We start from the raw sequence: 19,599 nt of genomic DNA, 5'->3' as shown, positions 1-19,599 counted from the left end.
CGGAATTCCCCGGGTTGGAGCGCTTACCATAGCAAGACTTTCATCACATATTCAGTTCCGCAATAAGCTTCGGAAGCCCGGCCAGTTCATTCACCGCTTCCTCCGCCCAGTCCGGGAAGATATCCCGCTTCATGGCGGAACAAAGGGTAATCACCGGAGAAGTGATCCGGTCCAGGAGTTCAAGCTCCTTATCCGGCTTTCCGTATACGGAGAAGAATTCCCGTTTGTTCTCCTCGCTGAACCAGTAAGTCACATTCCGGAGATCGGTAATGCAGTTTCCCTTGCCCAGCAGGTTGTAGTCGAACATCATGGCCGCTGTGTGGTCCTTCCGCACCACCATATTGGTATAGTAGAAGTCATTGTACGTCAGCGTCCGGGGCGCGGCATCCATCCGCTTCCGAAGCTCCGCGTAATGATCCGCAAGGGCTTTCAGCCCTTCCGAATCCTGCAGGCTGAATTTCTCCCGGATTGCCTCAATATTCTCCCGGGTAAACGAATCCCATTCCTCATACATCCCGGCCCCGTGCTGCCGCACATACTCCATGCCGTTCGTGTGCAGGGTTTTATACCACTTCGCGATCGCCCGGATCACTTCCGGGTTTTCGAAATCCTCTTCCCGGCCCAGCCGCCATGTGTCCGAAGCGTCAATATCCTCCAGCAGGATGGACCGTTCACTCTGCCCCAGCACTTCAATGGTCGGGATGCCGCAGCCGCGCAGGATATCATAATTCCGGATCTCCCTCCGGAAATCCTCATCCTCAAAGCATTTCAGCACCGCCGTGCCGTTCTTCCACGGCACCCGGGCCACAATCACTCCGTCCTTTTCCCGGATCAGGCCTGCGCCGTCCCCGGTCAGTCCGTAATACTCCAGTTCCTCCCGGAAAAGGGCGGAATCCAGTCCGTTTTCCATTCCTGTTACCTCACATATAGAATATATCCTGCCGTCTATATTACCGGGAAAACCCCGGCATGGCAAGACCAAACGGCCGACAGGAGAATACCTTCCCACCTCCGGGCAGGATTCCCGGCAATATGATAGAATTATATCCCAAATCCCATTTTGCAACCTCAGGTTGCGGAATCGCAAACTGAGGTTGGTGGTGGGCGAGCCGTAAAAACGGTATCCTCCCCCTTGAAAGGAGGGTGAACTCATGAACTTTGGAGAAAACCTGCAAAACATTCGTAAGAAGAACCATATGTCCCAGGAAGGCCTGGCGGAGCTGCTCAGCGTCAGCCGGCAGGCCGTATCGAAGTGGGAGCTCGGGGAAGGCTACCCGGAAGTCGACAAGCTGCTGATTCTTTCCCAAAAGCTGAACGTCTCGCTGGACAGCCTGCTGGGAAATGAGCCCGCGAAACCCGTTTCCGAAAATATTGAAACGAGCGGTTCTCCCCGCTCCATCCGGATTGTTTCCCCGCATGAGGGCGTGATCCTGGACACTACCAGGGTCGTCCGTTCCCAGCAGTTCCGGGGCGGCGAAAGAAGTCCCAAATTCGCGCTGTTCGCGGCCGACGGGAATGACACTTCGCCCTGGGGCGGCGTGCAGAACACATTCCTGGCCTGGTACCGGAACCTGGAGGATGTCACGGAGGAGATCAAAGCGATCCAGAACGCGCTGGACGCGGGCGAAGCTTCCTATGAGCTGCAGTACAGCGTCAAATGCAGACGCAGTCTGTTAAGCACGCGGATTGAGGAGTAAAAGTTCCTCATTCCGTTCGAAACAAACAGATAGGTATTTCAGCACAGGCGGCGGGGATTCTTCCCCGCCGCTTTTCATTTCCGGAAAACAAATCTGCTGAAACGCTGCCTATATGGTATGATATAAAAAAAAAGAGTAGCAGCAGTGAACCTGGTGCATATTCCTGCGACTATCAGGTGAAGCTTCAAAGATAACCTGCAAGGGGTGCCTCGGATGCAAACGGAAGAATTGATGGAACATGCGGATTACCTGCTGGGCGTGGCGGCCGGCAAATGTGATTCCTGGGATGACGCGCAGGACCTGGTCCAGTCCACACTCCTGGAAGGCCTTCTGGCCGTCCGGAACGGAAAGAGGATTGACAACGCCCGAAACTGGCTCGTCACGGTATTGAACAGACGGTATTATGACATGCTGCGCGGCAAATACCGGAAGCCCCTGGTTTTCTACGGGATGAGCTATGACCTGACCTGCGCTGAGACCGTTGAGGAAAGCGCCGCGAACATCTCCGGCACACCGCAGGCAGTTAAGCCTGACGCCGCAGACGGAACCGTGCTGACGGAAGAGGAGGACCTCCGCCGCCTGATCGCGCGCATGACAAAGCAGTACCGGGAGGTGCTGATCCGGCATTATTTCCGCAGCGAGAGTATCAGTGAGATCGCGGAAAAGCTGGCCATTCCCGGGAACACCGTCAAGAGCCGCCTTCGTCTTGGCAGGGACAAGCTGAGAAAGGAATTAACGATGGAAAAGTATGAAAAGCAGAGCTATGAACCGGAAACCCTGTTCATGGCAAACACCGGGATTCCCGGATTCAATGATGAGCCCTATACCCTGGTTAAAGACGATAAAATCGCCATGAATCTCCTGATTCTGGCCTATGAAAAACCGGTCACGCTGCCCGAACTGGCGGACGCAGTCGGCATCTCCACGACCTATATTGAACCCATCGTGGAACGGCTGGTGGACGGAGAGCTGATGAAGCGGACCGGAGACAAGGTCTACACGGATTTCATCATCTACACGGAAGAGGACCGCATTGCCGGCCTAGAACTCCAGAAGCAACTGGCAGCGAGGCTTTTTGACGGCATCTGGCGGTACATGGAGGAAGGCCTGGCCGCCCTGCGCGGCACGGCGTATTACCTGAGGCAGAACGCTTCCGCCCGCCTGAAGCTGGAAGGGTATTTCGTACTCCGATCCGTCTATATGTCTGTGCTGAAGGCACGGGACGAAATTGCCGGCCATCTGTCCCTCCAGGAGTACCCGGACCGGAAGAACGGCGGCAAATGGTATGCCATGGGCAACCGGTATCCCGCGGATTATGATTTTGACCGCTGCCCCTATACCCTGTATGACATCAGTGGCGAGGCCAGCCGGTACCTGGAGCAGCGCCTTCCGGGCGCCCGGACAGTCGGGCTGCATGATTATGACGTGGACAACCGGGTCCTGGGCAAGGCCCACAGGGTTTACCAGATTGCGGTGAATTCCCCTGAGAGTGGAGAATTTGTGATGAAACTCCTGTACGCTGTTTACCGCGACGATGAGAGCTTGCTTTCCGCCATTCCCGGAAGGATGCTTGAGAATGTGGATGTCTTCCTGGACCTGGATTTCCTGGAGCGCTCTTCCGATGGGAAACTCAGGCTGATGATCCCCGTCGTGAGCGAGGAAAACCGGAATGCGTTCTTCAGCCTGACCAATGAATACGCGGAAAAGCTGTTAGCAGCGTTCCGCAGTGAGTTTGCCGGAATGTTCCGGAATCCCGTCCATGTTCCGAATCATCTGCAGGATGATGTGCCCGGTTTCCTCCGCTGTATGTTCTCATGCAGCTTCTTCCCCACTGTCCTGATCCTGGAAGCCAGGAGCCGGGGCCGGTTCCTGAAGGGCGTTGACCAACCCGTACCGCCCGTACTGATGGTGATTGCCGAAGAGTGACGTTCGGTTCATCCCCTGTGATTTCCCCTGCGCCTGCCGTGATTGACGGCAGGCGCTTCCTTTGGTATAACTTTTTCGTCCAAAAATGATCATGGAATTCCGCTCAGACTGCTTTTTTCGGCAAAAATACCGAAAAAATATAAAATCCCCCTGCGTCAGGTATTGCTTGTTACGTAACGTCATGTGCTAATTTATGGCCCGAAAGGAGGTGGAAAGCTGTGTCACAGTACACAACCGGAGAAATGGCGAAGGCCTGCGGCGTCACCGTCCGCACCGTCCAGTTCTACGACCAGAAAGGCATCCTGATCCCGAGCGCGCTGAGTGAGGGAGGCCGGAGGCTGTATTCCGAGGACGACCTGAAGAAGATGAAAATCATCTGTTTCCTGCGGGACACAGGACTGAGCCTGGACACCATCGGCCAGCTGATGAAGGAAGATGACCCGGAAAGCACCATTTCCATCCTGCTGGTGCAGCAGGAGCAGGTGCTCCGGGAAGAGATCTCGGAGCGCCGTGAAAAGCTGAACCGGCTGGAAGAACTGAAGAAATGGGTCGAAAGCGCTTCATCATTCTCCGTCGAAACCATCGGTGACATAGCCACCATCATGGAAGGCCAAAAGAAAATGAGTGCAATGCACCGGAATATGCTCCTGACAGGACTCCCCCTGAGTCTCCTGCAGATCGCATCCATCCTGCTGTGGATTTTCAAAGGGATCTGGTGGCCCTTCGTTATCTGGGCCCTGGCTGCCATTCCCTGGGGTGTTCTCTGGTCCCGTTATTATTTCCGCCATACCGCCTATATCTGCCCCCAGTGCCACGAGGTGTTCCGGCCAACGTTTAAGGAAGCTTTCTTTGCGAACCATACCCCGAAAACCCGGAAGCTGACCTGTGTGAAATGCGGCCACAAGGGATTCTGCGTGGAAACCTGGGGAGGTGACGGGAAATGACGGAGTTTGAGAACATCGTCATCGGCCCGGCTGCCATCCCGTCCCTGGCTCTCACGGTGATCCTGATGATCGCAATCCCCGTTCTGTTCTTCCTCTGCTGGCGCAGGAAGCATAAACCGCAGACAAAGATCCTCTGGCTCATCACCGGTGCCGTCGGGTTTATCGTTTCCGCCCGCGTGCTGGAGCTGGGTGTCCATTATCTCTGCATCATAGCAGATAACCCGGTTTCCCGGTTCATCAACGGGAACACCGTCGCCTATGTCCTGTACGGAACCCTCATGGCCGGTGTTTTCGAGGAGTGCGGGCGGCACATCATCCTGAAGTATATTCTGAAGAAGAACCGCACCCGTGAAAACGCGGTCCTGTACGGCATCGGCCACGGCGGAATCGAAGTCCTGGCGGTGCTCCTGCCGTCGATGATCCTCTCCCTGGTATCTGCCGTCCTGTTCTCCTCCGGGAATACGGAAAACGCACTCAGCACCCTGAAAATCACGGAGGAGACAGCCGCTTCTGCACTTCCCACCGTTCAGATGGCCGCCGCGTTCGATTTCGGCACAATGGCCCTGAACGTCCTGGAGCGCCTGTTTGCGATGGCCGTCCATATCGGACTCACGGTGATCGTATATTACGGTGTCATAGGCGCAAGGAAGGCTTACCTTCCCCTGGCCATCGTCCTGCATATGCTGGTGGATACCTTCCCGGCACTGTACCAGCGGGGCGTCCTGCCGATGTGGCCGGTTGAGGTATGGGGTGTCATCTGGGCCGTCATCATCGGTTTCATCGCTGTGAAGCTTTACCGGAAAATGGAAGCATAAGTCCGAAGGAGACCGGGAACATTTCCCGGTTTTCTTTTTTAATGAGCAAAGCGCCTGTCAAAGGACAGGCGCTTCCCTGGTTTAAAGCCATATTATGCTGGAATTTGTTCATCAGTTCCCGTGGCAGTGATGATCCGCGCAGTGATCATGTCCGCAGCCGCCGTCATGGTGCTCTCCGTGATGATCGCACCGGGCATCCGGATCATATTCCAGCGTTCCGGAAGCAAGGGCCTGTGCCGCTGCATCCGCGGATCCCTGTACGCCGGCATAGAGTCTGATTCCGGCATCCACCAGGGCCATCTGGGCGCCCATCCCGATACCGCCGCAGATCAGCGCGTCCACTTTGGCCGCCTGCAGGAATCCCGCCAGCGCGCCGTGTCCGCTTCCGTTTGTATCGACCACCTGTTCCCCGGTGATCTTTCCGTTCTCCATATCATAGAGCTTGAACTGCTCTGAATGTCCGAAATGCTGGAAGATCTCCCCGTTCTCGTAAGTAACCGCGATTCTCATTGTATTGCTTCCTTTCTCCATAATGGACTGTTTCATTTCGACCGGCGTGAATTCACAGCAGCCGCCTGTGATCAGCAGCTGTTTCCCGTGAACCAGGGCATCCGCGACCTTTTTCCTTGCGCTGTCGTAGATCGCGGTCACGGTGGTCCGGGCAATGTTCATCCGGACCGCGCAGGCTTCCTGCGTGAGTCCTTCGTCATCCAGGAGGCGTAAGGCTTCGAATTCGTCCACCGTCATCCGCACACTTTCAGCGGCTGTGATATCGTCAGGTGAGAAGCTGCGGTAGACCGGCAGCCGCTCAATTCTCCGGCATCTGACAGGTCTCGGCATATTTTCTCCCCTTTCTGACATTTGTCAGAAACTATTTTACATCATATTCGACATATGTCAATAACTATATTTGAAAACAGCATATCTGCTGTATCTTTGGCCGGAATATGTTATAGTATTAATCAACCATTCCAACCAAAGGAGACGGGGGACGGTCCCCTGCCTCTCCGGATAGAATACCCTTTTCCCGGATGGTTCCGGAGATCAGTTATACTGCGGGTAGAAAAGTATGAAGATTGAATGCGACGGAATCACTTTACGGGATTACCAGGTATCCGATATCGAAGACGAAATCCGCTGGACAACTGTGGATACTTCCTGGTTCTATGAGGATACGCCGTGGATGACCATGGAACCGGCAGACCCGGATACGCTTCGCCGGGATATGACGGAGATCATATCCGGCATGAGCGATGACGCCATCCGCTGGCGCCTTGAGATCGAAGTGAACGGCCGGCATGTCGGGTTCGTGTCCTCTTATCTGCTGGATGATCACTTCCAGGCCACGCCCTGGGAGCTGATTGACCCGCGTAAAAATGCAGCCGAAAGCCATTCCGTCCGGGCACTCGGCATTGAAATCTGCGAAGCGGACTGCCGGGGCCGGGGCATCGGCGGGAAGTCGCTTACCGCTTTTATGGATTATTACCGGCAACTCGGCGAGCATCGCTTCCTGCTTGAAACATGGAGCGGAAATGCCCGGATGCTCGGCTGTGCCAAAAAGCTGGGGTTTGTTGAGATCCGGAGAGAAAAAGGCGCATATACGGTCAGTGGAAAAGCGTATGATTCAATTCTGATGGAAAAGTCCTGAATATGGAACCGGCACAGGCCGGGAGGACGCTAACGAAAAGGAGATTACAAGTTGAACATTGACTTTGTCCCCGCAAAGGCAGTTGACGCGGCCGCCATCAGTGCGCTCCGGCAGAGGATTTGGAATACAACGTATCGGGGCATTTATCCGGATGCAGTCATTGATGATTTCGACTTTGACTGGCATCAGCAGCGCGATCTGAAAAAGATCTCAGATCCATCCTTCACGGTATATCTGATTCGATACGGCAGCGAGGATATCGGATATTTCATTTTCCGGCATGACGGTTCCGGGGTATGGCTGCATTCCCTGTATGTGCTGCAGGAGTATCAGCACAGGGGAATCGGAAAGCTGGCCTTTTCCATCCTGAACGACTACTGCAGGAAAAACGGAATCAGCCGTTTTGCCTGCAATTGCAGTCCCTACAATGAAAATGCCATGCGCTTCTATCAGCGCATGGGCGGTGTGGTGGTCAAAACCGATACCGGTCACGAAAACAGGCAGGAAGACGGCGTCATCTTTGAATTCGACAGGGGGGAATAAGCAGTGACAAAGGTTAAGCTCACAATCACAGAGAGCAACTGCAGATGCGAGTATTTCAAAAAAGGGCAGGAATTTATCGTTGAAGATTTATGCCCGCCTTTATGCCATGAACTATGGAACAACATATATCCGATGGTCTATGCGTTGCAGAACGGAGCTTCCCTTGATTATGGAGAAGGCCGCGCAAGGGCCTTTGATGCCAGATGCCCGGATGGTGGCAGGGTTTCCATTCATGGAGAAGTGATAGAGTAACGAATGAACCGGAGAAAAAAATAAAGGCGGAGCAAACATGACGAGTTCTGTGCAGAATTACAGGAATATGGTGGATCAGCCCTGGGGCAGGATGTTCTATGAACTGATTTACAGGCAGCTGAACCTTCCCTCGGACAGACGGCTGAAGATTCTGGATTTCGGCTCAGGCTTCTGCCTGACAGCGGATCACTACGCAGCCCACCATGAGGTAACCGCGGTGGAACCGAATGCGGAGATGGCCAGCCTGCGGGTAAACAGCAATCTCTACAAACTGATACCGCATGGCACGGAATATCTGGATTCACTAGAAGAAAATACCTTTGACGTGGTGATCTGCCACAATGTGCTGGAATATGTCGAGGATTCCGATGGCGTACTGAAACAGCTGGTCCGGGTGCTGAAGCCCGAGGGAATCCTGTCTGTGGTCAAGCATAACCTGCCCGGGAAGGTAATGTTCTCCGCGGTACTGGCCGATGACCCGAAAGCTGCCCTGGAGCTTCTGAATCCGGATCATACCCAGGACAGTCCTTTCGGGACCCGGAATATGTACAGCAATGAATCTCTTGTCAGCCACCTTGCGAAAACGACGGATCTTGTCGAAACCTATGGAATCAGGGCGTTTTTCGGTCTTTCTTCCAACAACGAAATCAAGTACACAGAGGAATGGTACCGGGCAATGCTGGAGCTGGAAACCAGGGCTGCCACCATGGAGGAATACAGAAGGATCGCTTTTTTCCATCACCTGGTCTTTCAGAAAAAAGCATGATTGTGAATAGTGCAAAAAACAGTGAACGGAAGAGCTGTTCCCTTCTGTTTGGTTTGACCGGAAACATAAGCTTTGATATCAGAATTCCTGTGTGGACTTTTTGAACGAACGGAGAGACGGTGCAGTCATTTGCCGTTCCGGCTTTACTGTGCCAGCTTCCCAATTGCATATTCTGCGTAGCGTTTGGCAAGGGCGTCATCGTAGACGATATCGGCGCTTTCGGAATACTCGCGCATGGCGTCTGCAATCAGCGGATGGTACTCGGCAGGCATGTGTTCGAGTGCCCATTCACCGCCCTCCTTCTTGGAAAGAACAAGCCCGTCTTCTTTATAAGCCAGCACCCTTGCAAGGTTCAGGATCAGGTACATGGGGTTTTCCGTTATTTCCTCCGCTGCTCCTTTAATATCAAACCAGATGGAATCCATGTAATCGCCGCTTGGAACCTCAGCGAACACGTCTTCGATCGGCGTACCATACAGGCACCTGCCCCTTTTGTTGATGATCGTAAAGTGAGCCGCAAGGTCTTTATCCGTGCCGTTCATCCTGCGGATATACTCAGTGGGGTCATCCTTATACCAGTTCAGGTGCCCTGCCGAAAAATGCAGTTCAAAAGGCGTGGGATAAACAAAGGGTTTACAGACATCCCGGAGAACAATGCTCATTTCGATCCCCTTTGCCGGTCCGATCGCATTGAATTCAACCACCATGTCCGTGTATTTTCTTTTTTCAGAGTCAGTCAGCGGATGACTCACCACGATGATCAGGTCGATATCGCTCTTTTGCGGATTGAAGCAGCCCATGACTGAAGAACCATGCAGATAAACGCCAACAAGGTTCTCCCGGAGTATCTCTTTTGACTGTTCGACAAAACCGTTGATCAGGCTGTCAATTTGCTGCTTTTCCATATGTTTCCTTTCCACGGATCCCGAATGTTGAGGTCTTTGGCTCCTGATATGCGTATTGTATAGTACAGGTTTGGAGACGGATGGTTCTTTTCATCCAATAAGATATCAGGCAGAAAACCCAAATCGCCATTTCCCCGTTGAGAACTTCGCTAATAAATGATGCTGCTTCTCAATAGGAATTATGCGCTCCTCTGTAAGAAAGTCAACAGCCCCATTGAGAAGTTGGCTAATAAATTATTCAAGTTCTCAATCAGCACAGCAGCGCAAACAGAAACACGGTCCCTTTTGTTCGTTTTGGAGAATTGGAAAAGCACCTGCCGTATGATCTGCTTGTCAATTTCAAATCCATATGATATGCTTTTTTATGGATAATATATGATCTTTTTAATGGCTATTTGATCTAATATGGATCATATTTGATCCATTTGGAGGAAGAAATGAGTTTTATCTGGGAAACACCGGAAGAAATCAATTTGGCCCTGGCGCAGCGGCTGCGCGGCATCCGCAAGCGGAAAAACCTTACCCAGCAGCAATTGAGCGAAAAAAGCAATGTCAGCTTTGGAAGCATCAAACGGTTTGAAACCACGGGGCAAATTTCTTTGATTTCGCTGACAAAGCTGGCTGTCGCGCTGGACTGCACGGAGGATATGAAACGGTTGTTTGCGGATGTAAAATACAATTCCATCGAGGAGGTCGTCCGTGAAAGATCATAAGGTGGATGTTTTTCTGGATGGACGGAGGGACGGTTCTTTTCGTCCAAAAAAGAATAACAATTGTAATAGCACCTGCAAGAATGCAGGTGCTTAATTTGTGCGGAGCGGGGCGAAGAACCGATGACCGCCTGTGGCGGAAATTTCATCGGTTCTGAGGTCAAGCGAAAAGAAGCAGTCTCCACAGTGTGGAGCTGCGACTATTGAGCTTGCGTTGGGATTCGAAGCCCCGTTCGCTCAATCGTCGCCTCTCGCGCTTGGGGCGCGCTCGATGCTCGTTTCGCGCTAACAAACTCAGGTCGCTTGCCTTCGGCACTCCCCACCGGGGAGACGCTTCCTTCGTTTGCCACGTGCACGTGGGTTCTCTCCCCCCTGCATCAACATAAAACGCCCTCCCACAAGGGGAGAGCGTTTTTGTTGGCGGAGCGGGTGGGATTCGAACCCACGTGACGTTGTCGTCAAACTGATTTCGAGTCAGCCCCGTTATGACCACTTCGATACCGCTCCATGGCAACGGCGGAATTATATCACAATGAAGTCGGATTTGACAAGGAAAATGGAAAATGCACCTGCTTCTGCAGGTGCAATAATAATTGCGGGTGGGATTCGAAGCCCCGTTCGCTCAATGGTCGCCCGGAGTCCTTGGAGCGGACTCCGTTCTCCCTTTCGCGCTAACAAACTCGCCTCATTTCCGGCTTCGCCGGACAGCGCACTGCGCTGACATTCGGCTCGTTTGCCACGGACGTTGCCGTCAAACTGATTTCGAGTCAGCCCCGTTATGACCACTTCGATACCGCTCCATGGCAACGGCGGAATTATATCACAATGAAGTCGGATTTGACAAGGAAAATGGAAAATGCACCTGCATCGGGCAGGTGCATTTGTATTGTGGTGAAATGTATGGATCAGTCAAATGTGAAGCTGTCGAATTCGGTGTTCTCGCTGTCCTGGCGCATGATGAAGCGGAAATACACTGCGTGCTTTCCGGTGACGGCGCTCATCAGGTCGGCGGTCTCGGTGCGGGTGCCCGCGTTCATATAGAGGCGGGCGATTTCCTTGCCGTCATACGCGTCGATGCGGACGCTGACGGATACCGTTACGTCGGTCCGGAGGTTCACGGTCACGGTCTTCGGGGTGTTCGGTCCGAACTGCAGGTAGCGGAATCCGGCGGTGAGGCCGTCGGAAACATTCTTCACCGGGGCGGAGATATCATCCCGCTGCTCGTACACCGGGGCGATATACGCGTTCTGTTTGCCGCCGTACAGGTGGCAGGCATAGCCGGCGGAGATCCACTTCCGGGCGTCCAGGCCGTTGATGTGCGCGCCCTGGGAGGTCATTTCCACCGGGCAGGAGGAAACGGGTTCGCCGTCTTTGTAGGTGATCTTTCCGAGGTAAATCTTCCCGTCCTTCCCTTCCGCGGCGTCGATTGGCTCCAGCATCGCCTGGCGGGAATACTCGTCCGTGCCGGTCTGGCGGTGGTAGAACACGTACCACTGGCCGTTCACCTGCATCACGGAACCGTGGTTGTTGCCCCAGCGGTAGGTCATGGTGTTGAAGCCGTGCTCCCCGGGGATGATCTCGCCGCCGTTGAAGCTGATGTCCCCGCCGTCGCGGAAACCGTCCAGCGGATGGTCGCTCCACTTGTAGGAAAGGAAACCGTTGCAGTCTTCATAGATGCCCAGCGCGGGCACATGGCGGTTCACGCGGCGGGAATAGATGAACACATACTTCCCGAAAATCTTCCGCGGGCTGGACGCCTCGAAGAACGCGTCGTCCCCCACGCAGCCGTCATCCGGCGCCCATTGCGCCCGGCAGTGCGGGATCGGGTTTTCCTTGATGGTGCCGGGCTTGATCGTCGCCATGTCGTCGTTCAGTTCGGCGCACCAGCTCTTGCAGAAGCCCCAGTAGGCGTACACGCGCCCGTCGTCATCCACGAGGATGCCGGGGTCGAACTTCAGTTCGGTCTCCACCGGGTCGGTGAAGGGACCCCAGGGCTTATCGGACTTCGCCACCATGATGCGGGACCCGCGGCGCTCCGCCGCGTACATGTAATAAATGCCGTCCTTCTCCACCACGTCCGGCGCGTACAGGGGACTGTCGTCCAGCGCTTTGTAGCATACGCCGTGGCAGGTCCAGTCGGTCAGGTCGTCTGCCGGCGCGGACCAGACCACGTAGTCCATTCCGCAGTATTCGGTCTTCAGGGTATCGTGGGAACCGTACAGGTATACCCGCGTTTCCCCGTTGTACGTAAAGGTGCGCGGCTCCCCGTCCGGCACATGCTCCCACAGCGGCATATAGGGGTTGGCTCCCCGGATCCATTTCTTTTCACTCATGGCGGCTTTTCCTTTCGGCTTGTTTGGTTCCATTAAACGCCCGGAACGCCCGCCTGTCAATGGAAAAGATTGTCTTTGTGCTGTCTCTCTGGTATAATATTGACGTTTAGGGAAAAAAGGAGGGGTTTCATGATCGCGCAGACACCGCCCATGGGCTGGAACAGCTGGGACTGCTACGGCGCCGCCGTTACGGAAGGCACCGTCCGCCGCAACGCGGAGTATATGGCGGAGAAGCTGAAACCCTTTGGCTGGGAATACATCGTGGTGGACATCCAGTGGGCCCAGCCCACCGCCGTCAACCACAGCTACGAGCCTTTTTCCGAGCTGACGATGGATGAGTACGGCCGGCTGATCCCCGCGGTCAACCGCTTCCCCAGCGCCGCGAACGGCGCGGGCTTCAAACCGCTGGCGGACTATGTCCACAGCCTGGGGCTGAAATTCGGCATCCACATCATGCGCGGTATGCCCCGCATGGCGGCGCACCGGCACCTGCCCATCGCAGACAGCCCGTATTTCTGCCAGAACGCGGCGAACCCGAATTCCGTCTGCGCCTGGAATCCCGATATGTACGGTCTCCGGTGCGACACCCCGGAAGCGGCCGCCTACTACAACAGCATTTTTCGCCTCTACGCGGAATGGGGCGTGGACTTCGTCAAGTGCGACGACATCGCCCGGGAATATCCCCACTGCCGCCGGGAGATCGAGCTGATCTCCGAAGCCTGCCGCTCCTGCGGCCGGGACATCGTGCTCAGCCTCAGCCCCGGCCCCGCCCCGCTCACCGAAGCGGAGCACCTGAAGACCTATGCCAACATGTGGCGCATCACGGACGACTTCTGGGATGAATGGCGCCTGCTGAAGGGAATGTTCGAGCGGGCGGAAAAGTGGTGCATCCACGCGGCCCCCGGCCACTGGCCGGACGCGGACATGCTGCCCCTGGGCGCCCTGCGCCAGTGCGAAAACCCGGATGACCGCACCCACTTCACTCCCGCCGAGCAGCGCACGATGATGACGCTGTGGTGCATGATGCGCTCCCCGCTGATGATCGGGGCGGAAATGACCAAGAACGATCCGTTCACGCTGTCCCTGCTCACCAACGCGGAAGTGCTGGACATCCTGAAGGAAAGCTGGTGCGCGCACCCGCTGTACACCACCGACGAAGCCAGCACCTGGATCGCTCCCCGGAAGGACGGGGACGGGTTCTACCTGGCGCTGTTCAACCTGGGCGATAAAAAGAAGACCGTCTCCGCCGCGCCGGAATGCGCGGAAGGCATGAAGGTGAAGGAACTGTGGACCGGAAAGTCCGTCCGCTTCGCGGATGGCATCCGCGCCTCCGTTCCCGCCCATGATACCGTCCTGTACCGGTTCTCCGCCGGATCCCGTAAATGAGGTTTGCTGCCGATATGAAGAAGTTCCTGTTTTTCCTGCTGCTGGCCTGCGCGATGCTGTGCGTGTGCGCCGCGTCCGCTGAGCCTGCCGTGACCTTTGTGCCGGAAAGCCCGCGCATGGGGGACTACGTGGATGTCACCGTCACCCCCGGGCGCGACGGTGCCACCGGCGTGACGTACACCCTGCGGGTGGACGGCGAGCCCGTCTTTACCGAGGGCAAGCCCGTGAAGCAGTTCACCGCTTCCTTCCGTCCCCGCCAGGAGGGGCACTACACCCTGGAGGTCACCGTCAGCTACGGGAAGAGCGATAAGGAAAGCATCACCGTCGATATCCCCGTCTCCGGGCAGGCGCCCGCCCAGATGGGACCGGACGTGGTCTACAGCCAGCGCGACGGCTGGTGGAAGGACAAGATTTACAACAAGAAGCACCACCGTTCCCTGCAGAAGGCCGGCTGCGCGATCTTCACGCTGAGCCATGCCCTGCAGCGCATCGGGGTGGATCCGGAGCTCTGCCAGCCGGAAACCCTCGCCACAGCCTATGCCCGCTTCTATGTGGAGGAGCGCGGCACCAACAATGAAGGCCTGATCCTGGCCGCCGGGAAGGATTTTGATTTCAACACATCCGGGGATGTCATCACCGGGGAAAAGGAAGTGGTCTCCTGCCTGCGCCGGGGCGACCTGCTGTCCGTCGGCCATGTGCTGGGCCACATCGCCCTGCTCAACGGCGTCAGCGAGGACGGCAAATACGTGCACGTGGTGGACAGCGCCCTGAGCGCCACCTACGAGCGCCTGGCCTCCCGGAAGGCGAACATCGGGCACATCTACTACCGGAACGAAGACGGCTCCTTCACCGAGGCCGTCACCCCCGACCAGCTGCCCGGCCTCCGCTGGTTCTTCGAGACCCAGGAATACGGCGGCGCGGAATACTGGATGACGTCCGACTACATCGGCAAAAAAGACATGCGGCTCATCCGGCCGCACTGGCTCTTCGCCGATCTCGGGAACGGCCCCGCGGGTGTTTCCGTGGAATACGCCGGTGCCATGGTCACCAAGGTCAGCCGGGATGACCAGTCCGCCCGGGTGGATACCCGGTCCCTGAAGCTTGCGGACGGCTCCGCCCCGCGCGTTGCGCTGGTCACCGGCAAAAAGGGTACGAAGCTCACCGATTCCAACGGGAAGGCCCTGTCGGGCGTCTCCCGCTGCGAATACGGTTCCATGATACTGCTGCTCGCCTCGCAGGACGGCAGCCTCTACGGGTACAAAAACGGCTCCTTCGGCTATGTGAAGGCCGAGGATGTCGAAGTGCTCGCTCCCGCGGCGGAAGGCTTCCGCACCGGGATGATCTCCGTGAACGGAAAGACGTCCGGCTCCACGGAAATCACCGCGCACAAGAACCCGAAGGCCAGCAGTGTCGCTGTCACCAAATGGAAACCCGGAACGCCTGTCGCCGTTGTGGAGGAATCGGAGGAGTTCCTCCTGCTGGAGGGCAAGGGTTACAGGGGCTGGGTACACCAGAAATATTACACACCGGATCAGCCGGAATAACACTGGAAGGAAGCGATAGCTTTGGGCAGACGATCGACTAAGGAGAACAAATCCATCTGGCAGACCACCCGGGAAAGCCTGGACCTGACCCGTGAACGGGCGGCAGACCTGATCCCCGGCTTCTCCCCGGAACGGATTGAGAAGATCGAAAACGGCCGGACACAGATCCAGCCGGAGGATGTAGTTTTGATGGCGGATTCCTACAAGGCTCCCGCCCTGCGGAACTACTACTGCGCCAACGAATGCCCCATCGGCCGCCAGCGGAACCTGCCGACCGAATCCAAAGAGCTTGCACAGATTGCGGTGGAAACGCTCAACGCAGTCAACCGCATCAGCAAGAACCGGGACCGCCTCCTGGAGATCGTGGAGGACGGACAGGTCCGTACGGATGAATACGCGGATTTTGTTGAGATCAAAGCCAACCTGGACCGGATCGCCCTGAGCGTCTCCAGCCTGCAGCTCTGGGTGGACGAGCAGATTGCCATCGGCAAAATGAAGCCGCCGGTAGAAGAACAGTAATCCTCCCCCGTTCATACGGGCAGAAAAAAGCCGTGATCCCCGGGCCGGAGCCCCGGTTTTCACGGCTTTTTTGTATTCTTTCGCGTTATTCGGGCGGGCAGTTTGTATATACCTGTCCGGGAAGGAGTTCCACCCCGCGCAGCACGCACAGGTCCTCCACCGTCACCAGCAGGAATCCCCGTTTTTCCGTCAGCCTCGGCAGGTAAGTCGAGGCATAGGCCGGCGCCCGGTTGTTGATGTCATGGCAGAGGATGATGTCCCCGTCCCGGCAGCCGAATACCCGGTGGGCCACCCCTTCTATATCTTCCATCTGCGATGCATCGGCATCTCCGGAGATGGCGGACCAGTGGATCAGGGGCAGCGGGCATCCTGCCTTGCGGAAGCTCACCTCATTGCCGCCCGGCGGACGCAGCAGCGTCGGCCCGATCCCGATGATGGAGCTGAGCTCCTCGTCCGACCGGCGGATCCATTCCGCCAGCTGTTCGGGCTTCGGGTATGCCTTCACGTCATGGATCCAGTTATGGCTCTGCACGCTGTAACCTACGTCGTACTCCCGGTGCAGCACAGAGGGAAACAGGTGCATCCGTTCCCCGATATTGAAAAACGTGGCCTCCGCGCCGTACAGCCGCAGCTGGTTCATCAATGCATCGGAGGTACCCCGGCCCGGCCCGTCGTCATAAGTAAGCGCAGCCAGCGGGTATCCGGTGCAGTCCGTTTCCGCGATGGCGGTTTCAGTCATGTAAGGCTTCAGTTCCGGATAATAGATTGTCACACGCAGCAGGCCTTCCGGCGCGTCCGGATAGAGGTCATGCGCGTGCCAGTGCAGCGTGATGTGTCCCGGGGACAGGGTAAACGCGGTATTCTTCAGCGCGTCCGGCGCGCAGAGGGCATCCAGCGCCGCCTCATCCGCTTCCAGCAGCGGAAAGTGGGCATCCAGCTGCCGGCGGACCTCGGCGGACAGGAATTCCCATCCGCCCTTTTCCGCGTCGATAATGCGGTCCAGGGTCACGCGTTCCCCGGTCTCCATGTTGTACACGCGGGCGTCAAAGGCCACGAATACCTGTTCAATTCCATGGGTCACCCGGCCAACCGTCAGGAAGCTCATCCAGCGGTCCCCAACCCGGGTGATATACGGGCCAGCGTCGATCCGGTCCTGGCAGCTGGCAATGGCTCCCTTTTCCGCCAGGAAAGGCTCCGCGGCAGCATACAGGCGGTTCACGGCTTCAGCAATCTCCCGGTCCACCTCCGGCAGCGCCGTTTCCGGAACCGTGACAAAGCTGTTGCGGTTATTCCGCATCTTCGTGGTGGTCATCTTCTGCCTGAAGCGCAGGCACGGCGGAATTTCCCGTTCCGCACCGGCCGGAAGGCAGGCGCCCAGGGCCAGCAGCACCGCGCAGCAGAGCACGAACAGTCGTTTCTTCATACAGGACTTCCCTCTCCGGGATCAAAATAAAAGGGGGACTGTGATTCATTTCACAGTCCCCCGGTCCAGCGGAATTATTCCTTCGCTTCCTCGGCCTGCTCGGCGGCTGCTTCGGTCACTTCTTCCACCGCTTCCACGAACTGTTCGGCAACCTTATCGTCGGTCGCGACCACTTCGTACTCGGCTTCGGGAGCAGCTTCTTCCTCAGCGGCAGCGGGAGCTTCGGGCTCCAGCACCTGGCGGATGCTCAGGCTGATGCGCTTCTTCTCGGGATCCACGCCCAGCACCTTGACCTTCACTTCTTCGCCGACCTTCACGGCGTCTTCCACCTTGGCCACGCGGGTCGTCGCGCACTGGCTGATGTGGACCAGGCCGTCCAGGCCGGGCTCCAGTTCGACGAACGCGCCGAAGTCGGTGATGCGGACAACCTTACCATCCACGATGGCGCCTTCGGGATACTTCTCGATGGCGTTGTCCCACGGATGGGGCTGCAGCTGCTTGTAACCCAGCTGGATGCGTTCCCGTTCGGGATCCAGGCTCAGGACCTTCACGTCCACTTCCTGGTTGGGCTTCACGACTTCGCTCGGATGCTTGATGCGGCCCCAGCTCAGGTCGGTGATGTGGATCAGGCCGTCCACGCCGCCCAGGTCAACAAACGCGCCGAAGTCGGTCAGCCGGCGGACGATACCGTGGATCACGACGCCCTCTTCCAGCTTGTCCCATACTTCCTTCTTCTTCGCAGCGGCTTCTTCCGCCACAACGGCCTTGCGGCTCGCGACAACGCGCTTCTTCTGCTGGTCGACTTCGATGATCTTCAGCTTCATTTCCTTGCCGACGAAATCGGAAATCTTTTCTACATAACGCTGGCTCAGCTGGCTGGCGGGCACGAACGCGCGCACGCCGCCGATGTCGGCGATTAGGCCGCCCTTGACGGCTTCCTTGCCGACGGCGTCCACGTATTCACCGGCTTCGTTCTTTTCCATCAGGGCGTCCCACGCCTTCCGGTTGACGATGTTGCGCTGGCTTAGCAGCACATTGCCTTCGCCGTCGTTTACCTTCACGACTTCGACTTCAATCTCGTCATCCAGTTTGACATCCTGGTCCACCAGATCCGCGCGCTTGATCAGGCCGTCCGCCTTGTAGCCGATGCTGACGCAAACCTCATCATCAGTAATCTGGACGACTTTGCCGGTCAGCGTCTGTCCGGGGCGGATCCTTACCAGCGTCGATTCGACTTCAGCCATGAAGTCATTGTGATTTTCTTCCTCCACGGCGGGAGTCAGGTCCTTGGTTTCCAGTTCGCTCATGTGTGAGACAACCTCCTTAAGTAAGTCCGACGGTGTGGAAGCACCGGCGGTGATTCCAATCAGTTCGGAATCTGTATTTGCAAAGGCTGGCGGAATCTCCGCCGCGCTCTCTACCAAAATGGTCCTTTTGCACCGCTCCGCGCAGGTCCGGAACAGCTTGCGCGTATTCGCGCTGTTCCTTCCGCCGACGACGATCATCGCGTCCGCCCGGGAGGCCAGCTCGCAGGCTTCCTGCTGGCGGATCTCCGTTGCGTTGCAGATGGTGCAGTGGCTGTCCGGGTGTTTTACCTTCCGCTCGATGGCTTTCAGGGTGCCCGGCCAGGCTTCCGGGGGATAGGTGGTCTGGGAAACGATGACCGCTTCGTCCATTTCCGGCAGCTGTTCCGCGTCTTCCGCGGAGGCCACGAACCACACCGGGCCGTGGGCCCATCCGGCGGTTCCCTGAACCTCGGGATGATCGCGTTCGCCCACCAGGATGACCGGCCTGCCGCTGCGGGAGGATTCCTCCACGATGCGGTGAAGCCGTTCCACAAAAGGACATGTCAGGTCCAGTATTTCACAGCCGGCCGCGGTCAGCCGCTCCATCACTTCCGCGCTGACGCCGTGGCTGCGGATCAGTACCCTGCGCCCGGCCGCCTCTTCCGGAGCGGAAACGGGAGCAAGGCCTTTGCCTGCCAGGCGGCGGACCACTTCCGGATTATGGATCAGATCCCCCAGCGTACAGGACGGAATTCCGTCTTCCGCTGCGGACTCTGCCATCTCTACGGCCCGCCGGACTCCCATACAGAAGCCGGCATGTGTCGCCACCTCAACAGGCATGACCATTATCCTCACGTGTGAGATTTATCTTCATTCTAATATTTTTTCGCTTCTATTGCAAG

General features: G+C 56.8%; 18 protein-coding genes and 1 tRNA gene. 12 read left to right on the top strand and 7 right to left on the bottom strand.

Annotated elements, in window-relative coordinates; all coding sequences use genetic code 11:
- Positions 1 to 43: 43 nt before the first annotated feature.
- Positions 44 to 910, bottom strand: a complete 867-nt coding sequence (locus tag JNO48_12705; GenBank protein QTE68033.1) for a phosphotransferase — start codon at positions 908 to 910, stop codon at positions 44 to 46.
- A gap of 241 nt (positions 911 to 1,151) precedes the next feature.
- Here JNO48_12705 and JNO48_12700 point away from each other — a divergent pair, with 241 nt between their 5' ends.
- The 4 genes from JNO48_12700 to JNO48_12685 all read left to right on the top strand — a co-directional run bounded on the left by JNO48_12700 (position 1,152) and on the right by JNO48_12685 (position 5,382).
- Complete coding sequence (locus JNO48_12700; protein QTE68032.1) at positions 1,152 to 1,697, top strand: helix-turn-helix transcriptional regulator; 546 nt, start codon at positions 1,152 to 1,154, stop codon at positions 1,695 to 1,697.
- Positions 1,698 to 1,910: 213 nt separating this feature from the next.
- The gene (locus JNO48_12695) at positions 1,911 to 3,623 is read left to right on the top strand and encodes an RNA polymerase sigma factor (protein ID QTE68031.1); all 1,713 of its coding nucleotides are present in this window, start codon (positions 1,911 to 1,913) and stop codon (positions 3,621 to 3,623) included.
- Between the two features lie 218 nt (positions 3,624 to 3,841).
- On the top strand, positions 3,842 to 4,567 hold the full coding sequence (locus JNO48_12690) for a MerR family transcriptional regulator (protein QTE68030.1): 726 nt from the start codon (positions 3,842 to 3,844) through the stop codon (positions 4,565 to 4,567).
- Positions 4,564 to 5,382, top strand: coding sequence for a YhfC family intramembrane metalloprotease (locus tag JNO48_12685; protein QTE68029.1), 819 nt, complete (start codon positions 4,564 to 4,566; stop codon positions 5,380 to 5,382). Before JNO48_12690 ends, JNO48_12685 begins: the two co-directional genes overlap by 4 nt.
- 111 nt (positions 5,383 to 5,493) lie before the next feature.
- Here JNO48_12685 and JNO48_12680 read toward each other — a convergent pair whose 3' ends face one another.
- Positions 5,494 to 6,222 carry a DUF134 domain-containing protein gene (locus JNO48_12680; protein ID QTE68028.1) on the bottom strand — a complete coding sequence of 243 codons (729 nt, stop codon included), beginning with the start codon at positions 6,220 to 6,222 and terminating at the stop codon, positions 5,494 to 5,496.
- 229 nt (positions 6,223 to 6,451) lie between these two features.
- Between JNO48_12680 and JNO48_12675 the strand changes: the two genes are divergently transcribed.
- From JNO48_12675 to JNO48_12660, 4 genes are read left to right on the top strand one after another with little or no spacing between them, the layout of a single operon-like run.
- Positions 6,452 to 7,030 carry a GNAT family N-acetyltransferase gene (locus JNO48_12675; protein QTE68027.1) on the top strand — a complete coding sequence of 193 codons (579 nt, stop codon included), beginning with the start codon at positions 6,452 to 6,454 and terminating at the stop codon, positions 7,028 to 7,030.
- A gap of 51 nt (positions 7,031 to 7,081) precedes the next feature.
- The gene (locus JNO48_12670; protein ID QTE68026.1) at positions 7,082 to 7,573 is read left to right on the top strand and encodes a GNAT family N-acetyltransferase; all 492 of its coding nucleotides are present in this window, start codon (positions 7,082 to 7,084) and stop codon (positions 7,571 to 7,573) included.
- Between the two features lie 3 nt (positions 7,574 to 7,576).
- Complete coding sequence (locus JNO48_12665) at positions 7,577 to 7,825, top strand: TIGR04076 family protein (protein QTE68025.1); 249 nt, start codon at positions 7,577 to 7,579, stop codon at positions 7,823 to 7,825.
- Positions 7,826 to 7,862: 37 nt separating this feature from the next.
- Positions 7,863 to 8,591 carry a methyltransferase domain-containing protein gene (locus tag JNO48_12660; protein QTE68024.1) on the top strand — a complete coding sequence of 243 codons (729 nt, stop codon included), beginning with the start codon at positions 7,863 to 7,865 and terminating at the stop codon, positions 8,589 to 8,591.
- 143 nt (positions 8,592 to 8,734) lie between these two features.
- Here the strand turns inward: JNO48_12660 and JNO48_12655 are convergent, their stop codons facing one another.
- Positions 8,735 to 9,496, bottom strand: a complete 762-nt coding sequence (locus JNO48_12655; GenBank protein QTE68023.1) for a DUF4111 domain-containing protein — start codon at positions 9,494 to 9,496, stop codon at positions 8,735 to 8,737.
- A 437-nt stretch (positions 9,497 to 9,933) separates the two neighbouring features.
- Between JNO48_12655 and JNO48_12650 the strand changes: the two genes are divergently transcribed.
- The gene (locus tag JNO48_12650) at positions 9,934 to 10,209 is read left to right on the top strand and encodes a helix-turn-helix transcriptional regulator (protein QTE68022.1); all 276 of its coding nucleotides are present in this window, start codon (positions 9,934 to 9,936) and stop codon (positions 10,207 to 10,209) included.
- A 415-nt stretch (positions 10,210 to 10,624) separates the two neighbouring features.
- Here the strand turns inward: JNO48_12650 and JNO48_12645 are convergent.
- Positions 10,625 to 10,713: transfer RNA gene (locus JNO48_12645), tRNA-Ser, on the bottom strand.
- 398 nt (positions 10,714 to 11,111) lie between these two features.
- A complete protein-coding gene (locus JNO48_12640; protein ID QTE68021.1) occupies positions 11,112 to 12,539 on the bottom strand; it encodes a family 43 glycosylhydrolase in 1,428 nt (475 codons plus the stop codon).
- Between the two features lie 129 nt (positions 12,540 to 12,668).
- Here JNO48_12640 and JNO48_12635 point away from each other — a divergent pair, with 129 nt between their 5' ends.
- From JNO48_12635 to JNO48_12625, 3 genes are read left to right on the top strand one after another with little or no spacing between them, the layout of a single operon-like run.
- Positions 12,669 to 13,925, top strand: a complete 1,257-nt coding sequence (locus JNO48_12635) for a glycoside hydrolase family 27 protein (protein ID QTE68020.1) — start codon at positions 12,669 to 12,671, stop codon at positions 13,923 to 13,925.
- Positions 13,926 to 13,939: 14 nt separating this feature from the next.
- The gene (locus JNO48_12630) at positions 13,940 to 15,469 is read left to right on the top strand and encodes a hypothetical protein (GenBank protein QTE68019.1); all 1,530 of its coding nucleotides are present in this window, start codon (positions 13,940 to 13,942) and stop codon (positions 15,467 to 15,469) included.
- Positions 15,470 to 15,490: 21 nt separating this feature from the next.
- Positions 15,491 to 15,988 carry a helix-turn-helix transcriptional regulator gene (locus JNO48_12625; GenBank protein ID QTE68018.1) on the top strand — a complete coding sequence of 166 codons (498 nt, stop codon included), beginning with the start codon at positions 15,491 to 15,493 and terminating at the stop codon, positions 15,986 to 15,988.
- Positions 15,989 to 16,073: 85 nt separating this feature from the next.
- Here the strand turns inward: JNO48_12625 and JNO48_12620 are convergent, their stop codons facing one another.
- On the bottom strand, positions 16,074 to 17,411 hold the full coding sequence (locus JNO48_12620; protein QTE68017.1) for a polysaccharide deacetylase family protein: 1,338 nt from the start codon (positions 17,409 to 17,411) through the stop codon (positions 16,074 to 16,076).
- Between the two features lie 74 nt (positions 17,412 to 17,485).
- Entirely contained in the window at positions 17,486 to 19,537 is a 2,052-nt protein-coding gene (locus JNO48_12615; protein ID QTE68016.1) for a bifunctional 4-hydroxy-3-methylbut-2-enyl diphosphate reductase/30S ribosomal protein S1, read from the bottom strand.
- Positions 19,538 to 19,599: the final 62 nt, after the last annotated feature.

This window comes from Clostridiales bacterium (genome assembly GCA_017569285.1).
Lineage (GTDB): Bacteria > Bacillota > Clostridia > Christensenellales > Aristaeellaceae > Aristaeella.
The sequence above is the reverse complement of the archived record's forward strand: the minus strand, read 5'-3'. Positions and strand labels throughout refer to the sequence as shown.

Excerpts from the sequence above, each read along its gene's own strand:
- JNO48_12705 (QTE68033.1), bottom strand. The coding sequence starts at position 910 with ATGGAAAACGGACTGGATTCCGCCCTTTTCCGGGAGGAACTGGAGTAT.
- JNO48_12700 (QTE68032.1), top strand. The coding sequence starts at position 1,152 with ATGAACTTTGGAGAAAACCTGCAAAACATTCGTAAGAAGAACCATATG.
- JNO48_12695 (QTE68031.1), top strand. The coding sequence starts at position 1,911 with ATGCAAACGGAAGAATTGATGGAACATGCGGATTACCTGCTGGGCGTG.
- JNO48_12685 (QTE68029.1), top strand. The coding sequence starts at position 4,564 with ATGACGGAGTTTGAGAACATCGTCATCGGCCCGGCTGCCATCCCGTCC.
- JNO48_12680 (QTE68028.1), bottom strand. The coding sequence starts at position 6,222 with ATGCCGAGACCTGTCAGATGCCGGAGAATTGAGCGGCTGCCGGTCTAC.
- JNO48_12675 (QTE68027.1), top strand. The coding sequence starts at position 6,452 with ATGAAGATTGAATGCGACGGAATCACTTTACGGGATTACCAGGTATCC.
- JNO48_12660 (QTE68024.1), top strand. The coding sequence starts at position 7,863 with ATGACGAGTTCTGTGCAGAATTACAGGAATATGGTGGATCAGCCCTGG.
- JNO48_12655 (QTE68023.1), bottom strand. The coding sequence starts at position 9,496 with ATGGAAAAGCAGCAAATTGACAGCCTGATCAACGGTTTTGTCGAACAG.
- JNO48_12650 (QTE68022.1), top strand. The coding sequence starts at position 9,934 with ATGAGTTTTATCTGGGAAACACCGGAAGAAATCAATTTGGCCCTGGCG.
- JNO48_12640 (QTE68021.1), bottom strand. The coding sequence starts at position 12,539 with ATGAGTGAAAAGAAATGGATCCGGGGAGCCAACCCCTATATGCCGCTG.
- JNO48_12635 (QTE68020.1), top strand. The coding sequence starts at position 12,669 with ATGATCGCGCAGACACCGCCCATGGGCTGGAACAGCTGGGACTGCTAC.
- JNO48_12630 (QTE68019.1), top strand. The coding sequence starts at position 13,940 with ATGAAGAAGTTCCTGTTTTTCCTGCTGCTGGCCTGCGCGATGCTGTGC.
- JNO48_12620 (QTE68017.1), bottom strand. The coding sequence starts at position 17,411 with ATGAAGAAACGACTGTTCGTGCTCTGCTGCGCGGTGCTGCTGGCCCTG.
- JNO48_12615 (QTE68016.1), bottom strand. The coding sequence starts at position 19,537 with ATGCCTGTTGAGGTGGCGACACATGCCGGCTTCTGTATGGGAGTCCGG.